This window comes from Oceanipulchritudo coccoides (assembly GCF_010500615.1).
GTDB classification, from domain to species: domain Bacteria; phylum Verrucomicrobiota; class Verrucomicrobiia; order Opitutales; family Oceanipulchritudinaceae; genus Oceanipulchritudo; species Oceanipulchritudo coccoides.
The window spans coordinates 641,487-655,353 of record NZ_JAAGNX010000002.1 but is presented as its reverse complement, the minus strand read 5'-3'; the positions used below and the strand labels follow the sequence as shown (position 1 = coordinate 655,353).

Annotated in this window: 11 protein-coding genes; all 11 read left to right on the top strand. The window is 51.4% G+C overall.

From position 1 onward, the window contains the following. Positions 1 to 24 precede the first annotated feature (24 nt). The 11 genes from G0Q06_RS14630 (at position 25) to G0Q06_RS08295 (ending at position 13,850) form a co-directional block, all read left to right on the top strand. Entirely contained in the window at positions 25 to 369 is a 345-nt protein-coding gene (locus tag G0Q06_RS14630) for a prepilin-type N-terminal cleavage/methylation domain-containing protein (RefSeq protein WP_163964345.1), read from the top strand. Between the two features lie 76 nt (positions 370 to 445). Continuing rightward, positions 446 to 2,389: a glycosyltransferase family 39 protein gene (locus G0Q06_RS08340; RefSeq protein WP_163964343.1), complete on the top strand. Its 1,944-nt coding sequence runs from the start codon at positions 446 to 448 to the stop codon at positions 2,387 to 2,389. After that, positions 2,389 to 4,371: an ArnT family glycosyltransferase gene (locus tag G0Q06_RS08335; protein WP_163964341.1), complete on the top strand. Its 1,983-nt coding sequence runs from the start codon at positions 2,389 to 2,391 to the stop codon at positions 4,369 to 4,371. Before G0Q06_RS08340 ends, G0Q06_RS08335 begins: the two co-directional genes overlap by 1 nt. Before the next feature lie 84 nt (positions 4,372 to 4,455). Further along, positions 4,456 to 6,198, top strand: a complete 1,743-nt coding sequence (locus tag G0Q06_RS08330; protein ID WP_163964338.1) for an ArnT family glycosyltransferase — start codon at positions 4,456 to 4,458, stop codon at positions 6,196 to 6,198. Position 6,199: 1 nt separating this feature from the next. Next, entirely contained in the window at positions 6,200 to 7,828 is a 1,629-nt protein-coding gene (locus tag G0Q06_RS08325; RefSeq protein ID WP_163964336.1) for an ArnT family glycosyltransferase, read from the top strand. 23 nt (positions 7,829 to 7,851) lie between these two features. Further along, positions 7,852 to 8,889: a DUF354 domain-containing protein gene (locus G0Q06_RS08320; protein WP_163964334.1), complete on the top strand. Its 1,038-nt coding sequence runs from the start codon at positions 7,852 to 7,854 to the stop codon at positions 8,887 to 8,889. Continuing rightward, a complete protein-coding gene (locus tag G0Q06_RS08315; protein WP_163964332.1) occupies positions 8,886 to 9,644 on the top strand; it encodes a glycosyltransferase family 2 protein in 759 nt (252 codons plus the stop codon). The genes G0Q06_RS08320 and G0Q06_RS08315 overlap by 4 nt, the downstream gene beginning before the upstream one ends. Next, on the top strand, positions 9,635 to 10,960 hold the full coding sequence (locus tag G0Q06_RS08310; RefSeq protein ID WP_163964330.1) for a flippase: 1,326 nt from the start codon (positions 9,635 to 9,637) through the stop codon (positions 10,958 to 10,960). The genes G0Q06_RS08315 and G0Q06_RS08310 overlap by 10 nt, the downstream gene beginning before the upstream one ends. Beyond that, positions 10,957 to 11,916, top strand: coding sequence for a glycosyltransferase family 2 protein (locus G0Q06_RS08305; protein ID WP_163964328.1), 960 nt, complete (start codon positions 10,957 to 10,959; stop codon positions 11,914 to 11,916). Before G0Q06_RS08310 ends, G0Q06_RS08305 begins: the two co-directional genes overlap by 4 nt. A 40-nt stretch (positions 11,917 to 11,956) precedes the next feature. Next, on the top strand, positions 11,957 to 12,724 hold the full coding sequence (locus tag G0Q06_RS08300; protein WP_163964326.1) for a class I SAM-dependent methyltransferase: 768 nt from the start codon (positions 11,957 to 11,959) through the stop codon (positions 12,722 to 12,724). Between the two features lie 31 nt (positions 12,725 to 12,755). Continuing rightward, positions 12,756 to 13,850 (top strand): glycosyltransferase family 4 protein, encoded by a 1,095-nt coding sequence (locus G0Q06_RS08295; protein WP_163964324.1) that lies wholly within the window; start codon positions 12,756 to 12,758, stop codon positions 13,848 to 13,850. The last annotated feature ends 17 nt before the right edge of the window (positions 13,851 to 13,867 follow it).

The following is a 13,867-nucleotide window of genomic DNA, read 5'->3' as shown; positions in this document are numbered from 1 at the left end:
ATAAAACATATAAAGGATAATATTATGAATAATAAGAGCAAAAAGGGCTTCACCCTCGTTGAAATTATGATTGTTGTGGTCATCATCGGCCTCTTGGCTGCTATGGCTATCCCTGCCTTCCAGAAAGTCCGCGCGACTTCACAGGATAAGGCTGTAACCAATAACCTTCGCCAGATCGCTTCTGCTGCTCAGCAGTACATGCTGGAAGAAGGTCTCTCCACGGTTGCTGTTAACGACCTCTACCCGGAATACTTGACTACTCCGGAACTGGTTGCTGACGAAACCTACCCGACCGCTATCACTGCTGGTGACACGACTATCACAGCCACCAACGTTGGTAACGAGCGCACGGTTACTTACACATTCTAATAAACTTTCTAGTTTACCGAATGAACAAGCCGCCCCACACTGGGGCGGCTTTTTATTTATCAAGAAAGATGCAGTTATGACACGACTCCTCAGTTTTATATCGGTTGCCCTCTTTGCCTTCTGGGTCGCTTTCTTTTGGTTCGGTGAAGGGACTCTCCACTATGTGGTAGTCTATATGGCCTATCCGAGCCTGTTTATCACCTTCGCGCTTTTCCTCTGGTCGCTGTTTGAATTGAACCGTGATGATTTTTGCCTGAAAGCGCTGCTCCCGAAAAAACGCAGTGCATGGGTGGCCATCGGGCTAGTCACAGGACTTCTGATTCTCTTTGAACCCCTGCAATTCAAAATTGTCTTTGACGAAACCATCCTGGCCGTTTCCGGGCAATTTCTTCACTTCAACCGCCTCTCCGGGGTGCCGCGTGAGGCCAATGATTATCTGGGCAGCTATGTTCTGATGGATGCGATTCTGGACAAGCGTCCCTTCTTTTTCCCGTTTCTGCTGGGACTGGTCCATGATCTCACGGGCTACCGCTTCCAGAATGCCTTTTACCTGAATGGGTTTCTCACCCTGATCCTCATCACCCTTACCTATATCGTGGGAAAACTCTTCTCCGGACATCGTGGAGGCCTGCTTTCTGTCCTTCTTGCCGGAACTCTTCCGCTTCTTGCCATTTTTGCTACCAGTGGCCACTTCGAAGTACTGAACCTGGTCATGGTGAGCGTTGTCGTCCTGCTCGGATACCTGTATATTGAAAAGCCATGTGACAGGCGATTAATCCCCCTGATCTATGCCTTGATTCTACTCTGCCAAGTGCGCTACGAGAACGGGCTTTACCTGCTCCCCTTTGGATTCCTGATCCTCTTGGGATGGAAAAAGGCGGACCAGTTAATTCTCCCCTTCCGGGCCATCATCTGCCCGATTTTCCTGATTCTCTTCGCGATGCAATTCAAGATGATCCAATCATCCTCGCATGGCTTTTTCCAGGAGGGCCCGAACGGCCGGATGGATACTTTTTCCCTCTCCTACGCTTCCGAGAACCTGCTTTCCGCGGTCAGGTTTTTCTTTGCCACAGGACAAAACCAGCCGAATTCCTATCTGCTTTCGGTATTGGGTTTCTCGGCCCTCTTTGCCTTCCTGTACTATGCCTTGCGACGGTCCCGGTTCCTCACCGGGAAAGACCCGAAAGGCACGATTATCTTTGTCTTCACCCTGGCAATATTCCTCTTCTGCCTGGTCATTGCCTTCTTTAATTTCGGCATGTTCGACCGCTACATCACCAGCCGGTTGAGCCTCCCGATTCACCTCTACTTCATCATTCTGGTGCCCTACATGATGAAGCGCCTGCGGCGCAATTACACCGTCTGGGCCCTGTTATTCGGCCTTGTCTGCGCCTTCATCACCTTCTCCTCATTTGACCGGGAGAGTATTCTCAAGATGGGAAGCCAGTTTACCCTTCTTCTGTTTGGATTTATGGGCGCCATGTACTGGTTGTCAAAAAAGGCGGCCCACCCGCAAAGCGGTATCCTCCTGATTCCCCTTGTCTACATCCTGACTGTCACCCTGCCGGTCGGTCATAGCCAGCGCTATACCAAAAACTACAAGTCGGCGAACATCATCATGGAGGAGATCAACTTCATCGAGGAGCGCCAGGACCATGAGAAAATCCTCTTTGTATCGGGCAATCAATACAGTGCCCTGCTCACCCAGACAAATTCGACTTTCATTGATGTACTCAAGCAGTATCCAAATGTCGCCTTTGAGCATCTGCGGCACAAGATGTACACCTCCATCTATATCTCGAGGCGGTTTGAGAGAAATGCGGAAGACGGGGAATTTTATCCGGTGAATGAGGATGAAGCGCTTGATCCGGAGATTTTCATCACCGAACCGGTTTATGAGAAGCCGCTCAACAACACGATCCACCTGAGATTCGAACGTCTGGTGGAAGTTCATGTACCGGAGAAAGCAGCTGAGGAAAGCGAGGATGAGGATCCCGGTGAAGTCCTGACGGAAGGATAATGGAAACACATTCCAGATCAGTGCAGGAATCCCGGCCATCGCTCATTCTGGCAAAAGTCTCTCGTCGGGACATTATTCCGGTAATCATCATCCTTCTTGCCATTGGCTTGTCCGCGTGGATCGGAACCCGGGACAAGGCCAACACAACTGATGAGCTTGTCCATGTTCTGGCTGGGCATGTGGCACTGAGCCTGAATGATTATCGGCTGAATCCGGAAAACGGGACTCTGGTCTGCCGGATTGCCGCCCTCCCAATCCAGGGGCTGAAGGATTTAGCCCCCGTCGAAACAGATTCCAGTGACTGGGCGGAATCCCAACAATGGTTTCTTGGATACCGCTGGTGGTTCAAGTCAGGGATGGACCACCGCAAGGTCTTTCATCTCTCACACCTGACAATGCTCGCCTTCAATCTCCTTGGACTACTGCTGGTCTTTATCTGGAGTGGACATCTCTGGGGGCGTGGAGGCGCTTATTTCAGTCTTATCCTGGCTGGCTTTTCCCCGAATTTCCTCGGCCACATCCCGCTCGCGACTTCCGACTTTTTAGGGACATGGACGCTAGTCCTCGCGATTCTGGCCTTTGTCCAGATGTTGGAGAGGGTCCGCTTCCACACGGTTGTCCTTGCCGGGATCACCGCTGCTGTAGCCCTGCTTTGCAAACATTCCGCAGTGATTATTGCCCCTATCGCTGGAGCCCTTGTTCTCTGGCGGATTCTTGAGCAAAGGCCATTGGACATTTCCTGCTTTGGACTTGTTAAGAAGAGCCAAAACCGTCTTGGCAAAACAGCCTGGTTGACCGGGGCCTCACTCCTGTCTGCGGCCGTGTCGGTCCTGATCATCTGGTGGGCCTACTCCTGGCGTTACTCGGCGGCCAACCCTTCCGTTGGAGAATTCACCCAGTTTCAAGTTCCGTGGGATCAACTTACCGGCATTTCGCTCTATCCAATAATTGCCTTCATGCGTGAATGGCAGCTTTTGCCGGAAGCCTTCCTGTACGGCCTCAACTTCATTCTGGCCCACGGGGCCCGGGGCGGATTCTTGAATGGTGAATATTCAGTGGATGGATTCCAGTTTTATCACTTCTGGACATTCCTCTACAAGACGCCCCTGCCAGCCATGCTGCTTCATATAATCGGCGGCAGCTGCTTTGTTTCCTATCTGTGGAAAAATCGGCCCAATCTCAGCCCGACCATCCGCGGAATCTTGATACTGGGGATAGTCTATTTCCTGATGCTTTGGTCATCGCAAATCAGCATCGGCCACCGGCACGCGTTCGTATTGCTTTATCTGTCGACTATCATCGCCGGGGTCAGCATTCCATGGATTGCCGCACGCCGACCGCGGGCTGGCATCGCGCTTTTTGTCATTCTTGTCAGTTTGGTTCCCCTTAGCGTGTCACAGATTAACCGGACTATTTCCTATGTGAACATCCTTGGAGGAGGTGAGGAACGGGGTTACCAGCGCCTTGCCGACAGTTCGCTCGACTGGGGGCAGGATCTCCCCGCTGCGGTTGCCGCCATTAAGGCATTTCAAGAGGAAGAACCCGAGAAAGCCGTCCACTTATCCTATTTTGGATCAGCCGAACCGGAATCATTTGGGTTAAGCAATGCCGGGTACCTTCCTTCCTGGGGAAGCTGGCGAAGGAAGGCCTATACTCCCAAGCTGGAAAGTGGCTTGTATGTGATCGGCGCGACGGCATTCATCACCACAAAACAGGAATGGACAACCCAACTTGAGCAAGCATACCAACTCATTCGTCGGGAAGCGGATCCGCTGTACAAGAAACTCATGCAAAGAGGTGACCTCTCGATTGAGTCGGCAGACTCCCTGCTTGGTGGAGCTGAAGTGAAGACCCTCGAGGACTTTGAATACCTGAGGTTCCAGCGGCTCAAAAACTATCTGCAAAAAAGGGATCCGGAAGAGGTCTTGAACGGATCGATTCTTGTCTTCAGGCTTGGCCCGGAAGAATTGGACACCTTCTAAGGCGAAAAGGGGAACAGATACTTGTCAGCAAGAGGAATAACAACCCAAAGAGGACAGTTTCCCGCAAACCGCGGGATCAATTTCATGCGTGGCCTTTTTGTAGTAGTGATTGGCTACATTATCCTCTTTGGCATCCAATACTCGTTTGATGCCCTTGCCCATGCACCTCAACTGGATGCGCAAGAGAATCTTGTCATCGCACAAGCCATAAAGGATAGCAGCCTTGAACCGGAACCTTTCTACAGGGCGCTCCTCTATCCATATATCCTAGGACTATTCGATGCTGGCGATCATCCGATGCGTGGCCTTTTCTTTGGCCTGATCTGCCATCTGCTCTGTGGTTGGCTTGTCTCCCGGATTGCCCTGTCCCTCTGGGAATCCAGACAACTTGGCACCCTATCGGGTCTGCTGTATCTAATAAATCCGGTCTCACTGTTCTTTGCTGTTCAGTTATTGGATGTGACCCTTTCCATTACCCTGTTTCTTGGCGGGTTGGCCCTCGCCATGTCTCGACGGATAGATTTCTGGACCATTCTCCTGAGCGGACTGTTCATGGGTTTGGCGGTGATCACCAGGCCACACTTCCTTCCACTTGCCCTGGCCATGCCCGTTATCCTGATGCTCCGGCAATCCCGCCTGGCTCCGCGTTGGTTGACAATGTGGGTTCCTCTTGGGGCAATTCTACTTATACAGGGAATATTAAATTTCCAGCATTCGGCCGAATTCCGGGTACTTCCCTGGCAGGGTGCCTACAATCTCTGGGCAGCCAACAAGCCTTCAGCGAACGGCCTCTATTACAAGCAATCAGTCGACATGTCCCAGCGTGGATCGGTGCGCAACCCCGCCAAGGCGGAGTCGGTTTACCTGTACGGACAAGCACATCCAGCGGAAGAACCGCCCTACTCGATCGACAAGATGAACGCATACTGGCGCGAACTGTTTGTTGACCAAGTCAAGACCAGTCCCACGCAGGTGCTTCGTCTCTGGGTTTTCAAGGCTTACGCGACCGCCAATGCATTTGAGCAATATAACAACCTGACATTCTCATTCCACAAGGCGCGCTTACCGTTATTGAATTACAACCCCATTAACTGGGGAATTCTTTTTGTCTTCGCGAGCCTCGGATTGATGCAACTTTACCGGAAAGACCCTCGCTCAGCCACTACGATGACTTTAATTATCATGGCGTACGCCTCCGTACTCATTCTCTTCTATGCGAGTGCCCGTTTCCGCCTGCCCCTTGTTCCCTTGATGGCTGTCCTGGCCGTTGGAAGTTTACCCTGGTTCAGGAACCTGCTGGACGAGAAAAGTCGCTTGGTCATCACGGTGGGCGTTGTCCTCGTGAGCGGTGGCCTTGCCTTCAGTTCATTCGGGGAAATCCGCAATACGGACACCTTTATTCAGGATAAGCTCTTGTTGGCCAATGCAAATGCCGAGGTGAACAACGACCTTGAGGCGGCGAAATGGGCCCGGCAAGTTCTTCAGGAATCACCAAACCGGCTGGAGGCACAACGCATTTACGCAATCAGCTATTTCAATCTGCGCCTCACCAACTCCAAGGGCTGGAAAGTATTCGGCACATGGGACGAACAGAAAGATTGGGTCAATCCGGGATCAACGCAGGATGCGGATCTGGCGACGATCCTCGCTTTCTACAAATGGCATTGGGGAGAGCAAGAAACAGCCACGCGAATCTGGCAACAAGTGAGCAAGTCCCAAGCCAGCGCACCTTCACTTGCCGGTCTGACTTTGTCTGTACTGAATACAAAAGAGAATGCGCTGACTCCAAAGCAGCTGACCATTAAAACCCTTCTATCAGAAGATTAGAATGCCGGATTCCCAATACAGCCGATGGACAATTGCCACCTGGATCTGGGTGGGGATGCTGTCCGTCGTGGCCTTGCTGACGGCGAGCCAATACGGCGACAGCTGGGATGAAAAACTTCGCTTTGATGCAGGAGAATTAAAGCTCGGCTATTATCAAGCTCTCCTCAGCGGAGATATGGAGGGTGCAGTGGAAAAGGCGCCCCGGGGCGACAACTATCCCGGTTTCCATGACCTCAATCTTGCCATACTTCGGCGAATCTCCCCCGCACCAGACTTTCTTACCGGCAATTTGTTTTCGGCCATCCTTGGCATTCTTGGCGTCATTGGGACAGTCCGACTGGCGCGAATTCTGGGCGGTCCTGCCGCAGGTTTCTGGGCAGGCGTACTCCTGACCCTTCTGCCCGCCTGGTACGGGCACATGTTCATCAATCCGAAGGATATCCCGTTCGCTTGTGGATACATTTGGGCCCTTAATTTTATTTTTCAATGGATCACTAGCAGGAAAGCACCCTCATGGCGCATTGTCATCATCTGTGGAGTCGCCATAGGCGTCGCGATGGCATCGCGTATCGGAGGCCTCCTGCTTATATGCTACCTTGGGCTCTTCATCGGACTAAGCTGGATGCTTGATCTCTGGAACTCAGGACCGAACGGCGGGAAGGATTTCACATTCAAGGTGATGAAAGCTCAACTGCCCCGGCTTTTGACTGTCCTCTGTATCAGCTTTTTCATTCTACTCCTGTACTGGCCATCCGGTCAGCTACGACCCTTTTCAGGTGCTGGGGAAACCCTCGGTAAGATCACACATTATGATTGGCCCATGCCCGTCTTTTTTGAAGGGGCCTTTATCAGCGCCCCGGATCTTCCGGCCTACTACATCCTGAAAATGTTTCTCCTGAAGGTTCCGGTCATTACCCTTCTTCTCTTTGCCGCTTCCATCGGATTATCAATCATGGAAGTCAGAAAAAGGTGGACCCGACCGAAGGGCCGTGGGCAATCCGGGTTGGGCTTGTTCCTTATCTTCTTCTCAATCTTGTTTCCACTGCTCTACGTCATTGTCAGGGACTCTATTCTCTATAATGGACTGCGCCACCTGCTCTTTGTCCTACCCTCCATTTGCGTTGTTGCTGGTTGGGCTCTCTGCCGACTGGACAAACTCCTCAGAGACCGGCTCCCACGACTGCTTGTCCCGCTCCGCGTGGCTTTTATCGCGGCCCTGCTGCTTCCCTTCGCCAGCATGATCCGGCTCCATCCTTATCAATATATTTATTACAATGAACTGGCCGGAGGAACCGCCAATGCCTCCCGAAGCTATGAACTGGATTACTGGGGCACCGTCTACAAGGAACTGGCAGAGGAGTTCTATGCGCACCTTGCTGAGGAAAGACCGGCCTTTTCCAGGCCCGAGGTAGTCGTCAACATGGAGCATGTCACCTGGCTCTTTACCCCCTTCCTGCCTGAAGAAACGAGCCTTCCGATCACCGTCACCCGATCGCGTCCGGATGATGATGACTACTATGCGGCTGCAACAACTTGGGCCGCAGACCAATTTTACGAGGGAGAAGTCATTGTCGAGGTGACTCGAGCAGGTGCCACACTCGGGGTTGTCAAGGATCGGAGAGACCCTTAACCTTCCATGACCAATCAAGAAATATGCGTATCCTGATAGAGGCCCATCATCCCGGAGACATCCACTTCTGGAAATATCCCGTCCAGGAGCTGCAGGATCGCGGTCACAAGGTCCTGATGCTCGGCCGGGATCGCGATGTGATGCGCAGGCTGGTGGAGGCCTATGATTGGATCCCGCACAAGATTCCAAAGCGTTCAAGCAACCGCAACCGCTTTCCCCTGAAGGAAATGCTCTCCCGGCAATGGGCTGTTGCTCAAGCAGTGCACCGTTTCAGGCCGGATATTGTAAGCAGCCTGTTTGGAAGCTATTGCCAGAGTGCCGGAATGATGGGATGCCCGAATATCATCTTCACCGATTCGGAATTCCAGCATTTCAACCACCGCATTGCCCACCCGTTTGCAGATGCCGTGTATACGCCGTACTGCTTTTGGAAGGACCTGGGGTCCAAGCAAGTTCACTACAATGGTATCCATGAACTGGCCTTTCTCGATGGAAGGCGGTTTGTCCCGGATCAGAAAGTCCTGGAAAACCATGGGAATCTGGTTCCCGGTAAATATGTCGTGATCCGCCTGTCCGCGTGGAATACCTTTCACGACATCAATCACCAGGGCATCGGCAAAGCTGTTTTTGAATTTATCAATCGCTTCAAGGATACCTGGCAAATTGTCATTTCCGCCGAGGAAAACCAGTTGCCGGAGGAATTACGGCAGTACGCGATGCCTGTGCCCCCGGAAGACTTTCATCATGTTCTCGGGTTCGCCCGCTTTGTCCTGACCGAGGGCGCGTCCACCGCAAGCGAAGCGGCCTGCCTCGGTATTCCCACAGTCTATATCAATTCAACTGAACCTCGCGGTTACCTCCAGATGCTAGAGGACAGATACGGCCTTGTGCAAAACTTCAGGGAGGCCGGCATGGGTATGCCGGCGGCCATTAACTGGCTAAGTTCACTTGATGACTCATCCATGGTGAAGATGCGGGCTAACCGCCAGAAGCTCATCGAGGATCATTGTGATGTGACAAAATTTGTCGTGAATGTTCTGGAGGGGGCACACAAGGAATGAGCCCCTCTGTCAGTGTGATCACAGTCTGCCGGAATGCCTTGAAGGATTTGCGGAAGACTGCGGATTCCGTGTTTCTCCAATCGGCGGATGATTTTGAGTGGATCATCGTCGATGGAGCCTCAACCGACGGGACAGGTGAATTTCTCGAGACTCTGGATCAACCATGGATTCACACGATCAGCGAGCCCGATGAGGGGATTTACGATGCCATGAACAAGGGGTTGGCAAAAGCCAGCGGGGAATGGGTCTGGTTCATGAACGCGGGAGACTGCTTTCATGATCAATCCTCCGTGCAAAAGGTGGCACAGGCGGATTCCAATTTAGATATCTGCTTTGGTGAGAGTCTTGTTTACGATGGCAAAGGAAATAACCTGGGGCCGCGATCATACGTAACGCCCCACGCATTACCGGAATTTCTCGAAAGATCCCAATTCACTCACGGAATGGTGGTTTCACATCAGGCCTTCGTGGTTAAAAGGCGCTTGGTCCCAACATTTGCACATCCGCGATATCGGTTTTCCGCAGATCTGGATTGGATGCTCAGGATTCTTGCCGAGCCCCGCAATTCCGTGAATCTCGGCACCCTTGCCAGAATCGACCGTGACGGAGCCACTCTCCAGAACTGGGAGCAATCCCAGTATGAACGCTTTCTCATCCTCGCAAGGCACTTTGGTACCGTGCCGACCCTAATAAACCATTGCACGATTTTGTTGCGGCGTCTTCTACATGGGAAAAGGACCAAGCTATGGAAGTAAAGGCGTTCACAAAAAGCGGGATTAGACGCTACTTCCAGAATACGAGCTGGTTAATGGGGGGCCATACTTTCCGCATGGCCGTGAACATGGCCGTGACAATTGCCATGGCCCGTTATCTGGGACCGCAGGAGTTCGGGCGCCTGAACTTTGTCCTCGCGATCACATTGTTGTTGGGCGTGCTCGCCAATCTGGGACTGGATAAACGTCTCCAGAAGGAGCTCGCGGAAAGACCGGACAGACGGGATGTGACATTGGGAACTTATATTGTTCTCACGCTGGCTGCTTCTCTTTTTGTCTACTTGCTGATGGCGATGGTGATTATTACCGGAACCGGAGATCTAACAAACCTCCCTCTCTATCTGTGGCTTGGGGCAGTCTTCCTTTTCTCTCCGCTTCGATGTACGGAAATCTGGTTTCAGACGCAGGTGCGATCGCAGTTAACTGTCATTGCTGGATCTGCAGGGGTGACCTTGTCCGCCATTGTCAAAATCTATTTAATCCTGACGGGTGCCGGGCTACCGTTGTTCGCCGCAGCCATATTCCTTGAAACTCTGGTGACGATCATCCTCCTGCTTGGATTCTACAGGCTGAAAGCTGGCACCTTTACCGACTGGAAAGTTGACTGGAAGCTATCCCGGCAACTTTTATCAGACAGTTGGCCACTGCTACTCTCCGGAATTGCAGTGACCGTATACATGCAAATCGATCAGGTCATGCTGGGCCTTCTGCTGGACGAGGAAGCAGTCGGTCACTACTCAGCCGCGATCCGCATCAGCACGGTCTGGTACTTTATTCCCATGATGCTGGCGACATCCTTGTTTCCCGCGATAGTCAAAGCCCGTGCTGACTCCGAAGCCCAGTACCGATCACGCTTGCGGCAATACTTTGAGCTCAATGCTTTTGTTGCTTACCTGATAACAGTGCCATTGGCCATTGGAGCTTTCTGGCTTGTTCCTCTCCTCTTTGGCCAAAGCTATGGCCAAGCATCATTGATCCTGTCCGTTCATATCTGGAGCCTCCTGTTTGTTTTTCTGGGTGTTGCGAGGGGCCAGGCCCTTCTCGTCGAGGAGCAGTATCGATTTGTCATGATTTCAACTGTTTCAGGAGCTGTTCTCAACATTGTTCTCAACCTTCTCCTGATTCCTTCACTCGGTGGAGTTGGTGCCGCGGTAGCAACATTGCTTGCCCAGGCCTTTGCCTCTGTTGGCGCTTGTTTTGCCTATTCGCCTGTCCGGCCAATCGGATTAGCGCTTGTCAAGGCAGCTGTCTTTCCGTTCAGCTTTATAAGCGACCTCACCCGGAGCCAAGACCAATGAATTCAGGTAATTCCAATCTGCCCGATCGCCCGTCAAAGACCCCTGTGGCTTTCCTGGTCTATAATCGTCCGGAATTAACCCGGCGCGTGTTTGAGAAAATCCGGCAGGCGCGCCCACCAATACTGTTAGTGGTTGCCGACGGACCAAACCCCGGAAAGCCGGGTGACACCGGCAAGTGTTCCGAGGTGAGGAACCTCATCACTCAAGGAATAGACTGGGAGTGTGAGTTGAAGACCAATTTTTCGAAAACCAATCTCGGGTGTGGAAAGCGTATTTCAAGTGGACTGGATTGGGTCTTCGAAGAAGTTCCTGAAGCCATTATCCTGGAGGATGATTGTTTGCCGGATAAATCCTTCTTCCTGTTTTGTGATGAATTGCTGGAAAGATACAGGGACGACCATTCCATAATGCAGATTTGTGGCTTTCAATTGATGCCTTCCAGTCAGGAGAACGACCCATACAGTTACAGCTTCAGCCGACACTCACCCATCTGGGGATGGGCAAGCTGGGCAAGAGCGTGGAGCCATTATGACTTCGATATGAAAGCCTGGAAACATTCAGACTTTTCAAGACGATTGCGAAAAACCGGAGTCCCTGCGCGGGAAGTCATTTGGCGGAATATCGTGAATGCACGGATTCTGAATGGCCAGATCAACACTTGGGATTATCAATGGGACTTCGCAAAACTCCAAAATGGTTCCCTCAGTATTGTTCCCAGGAATAACTTAATTAAAAACATCGGTATTGGCGTGGATTCAACCCACACTCATGGTTCAGCTCAATATCCAGAACCTCAGCCAATGCAATTCCCCTTAAACCATCCATCAAAGCAGGTCAGCAATCGCGCCTTTGATAATGCTTTTTCGAGGGAATTTGTGCCATCGTGGCCCCGGATATTCCTGCAGCGTTTGAAGTGCTTGTATGGCAATCTGTTTCCAAAAGTAAACGGGACTTAGATCCGATGAGTAATGAAACCAATAAACTTCCACATGAGAGATGACCTGTAAAATCTGCAACGGACCAACCTCAGTCTTGTTCAAGCATTTGGTGTTGAACCGCCACACGGTGCGCTACGACCGGTGTGAGGAATGTGGGTTTGTTTCCACCGAAGAGCCACACTGGTTGGATGAAGCATATGCCCGCCCGATAAACCTTTGCGATACCGGCCTTTTGTTCCGCAACGAAAAGATGCGGGATGTTTTCTCTCTCCTTTTCAAGATCTACTTTAACAAACAAGACCGTTTTCTTGATTATGCTGGAGGATACGGTGTGCTCACCCGTTTCATGCGTGACTGCGGTTTTGATTTTTACTGGAATGATCCCTTCACGGAGAATCTTTTTGCCAGGGGATTTGAAATGACTGAGGAGCATATCCCATATTCAGCATTAACCTGCTGCGAGTGTTTTGAACATCTTGCTGATCCCATGCAAGAGCTACAAAAGCAACTGGGCATCAGCCGGAATATTTTTCTGACAACGACTCTGATCTCAATGAACCCTCCCGCCCCTGAAGACTGGGACTACTATGGATTCGACCACGGTCAGCATGTGGCCTTTTATACACTCAAATCCCTTGGGATAATGGCGAGGAAACATGGACTGCACCTTTCCTCAAACGGCAGGCAATTCCACTACATCGGTGAAAAGAAAATTCCAAGGATCATGATGCAATTGGCTTACAGCCCGCTTGTACGCTTTACGCCCTACTTGGTTCGAGCCCTCAACGGAAGTTATACTCAAGCAGACCATGATCGCTTGAGTTAAATAGCTTCCATGAAAGCAGATCTCCTCCCGGATGAAAATAGCCTACACTCACCAAGCCTTTATGGACCAACGTTACGGGGGTATCTCACGGTATCTTGTAAAGCTGGCAGAGGAGATGAGAAAATCCGGGAACGATCCAAGAATATTCCCCGCTGTACACCAGAACGCCTACGTCCAGAAGGGGCACCCGGATCATGCCCCGGGACTGAATTTAGCCTGGCTACCTGCTTTCCCGAAACCTCTGGTCTTCCCGCTCAATCAATTTATCAACAGCCGCCAGATAAGGAATTGGAACCCGGACATAGTGCATGAGACCCTTTATTCGCCTCGAGACCTGCGCCACATCAAAAAGCCTCTTGTCATAACAGTCCATGACCTGATCAATGAGAAACTTCCGCATTGCTCCTACAAGGCAAAGGAAAACATTGCCTTGAAACGGAGGGCCATTGAAAGGGCAGACCACATCATTTGCGTCTCGGAAAATACCCGGAAAGACTTGTTGGCTTACTACAATGTCAATGAATCGGATGTTTCGACTGTTCACCACGGCGTGGACAACCTGACAGATAAAGAGGAATGCCCGGAATCCCGTGAAAACATGATTCTATACGTGGGCTTGCGAGCTCGATACAAGAACTTCAATCGCCTTGTCCAAGCATATGCCTCTTCAAGTGTAATGAATTCCTCCTACAAAATTGTGACTCTGGGCGGTAAACCATTTTCAAGTTCAGAAAAGGAATTCTTCACGAAACTCGGACTTGCAAAGGATCAGGTCCAACGGGTGGAAGGAAATGATTCAACCCTGGACAGCCTATATCGTCGCGCCTCCGTTTTTGTTTATCCATCCCTCTACGAAGGGTTCGGAATCCCTCCGCTCGAGGCCATGATGCGCGGATGCCCGGTAGCCGCCAGCCGAGTCAGCTCGATTCCAGAAGTCACTGGTGATGCTGCTTCAATGTTCGATCCGTATGATATCGATGAGATGCGGCAGGCTATCGAACAGGTTCTCCTCGACGACTCATTCAGGCTGAAGCTGGTGCAAAGTGGTTATGAGAGAATTCCGCTCTTTTCATGGCAGAAGTGTGCTGAGAAAACACTGGAAATCTACAACGGGTTGCTCTCCTGATCACCAACCGGCACGCT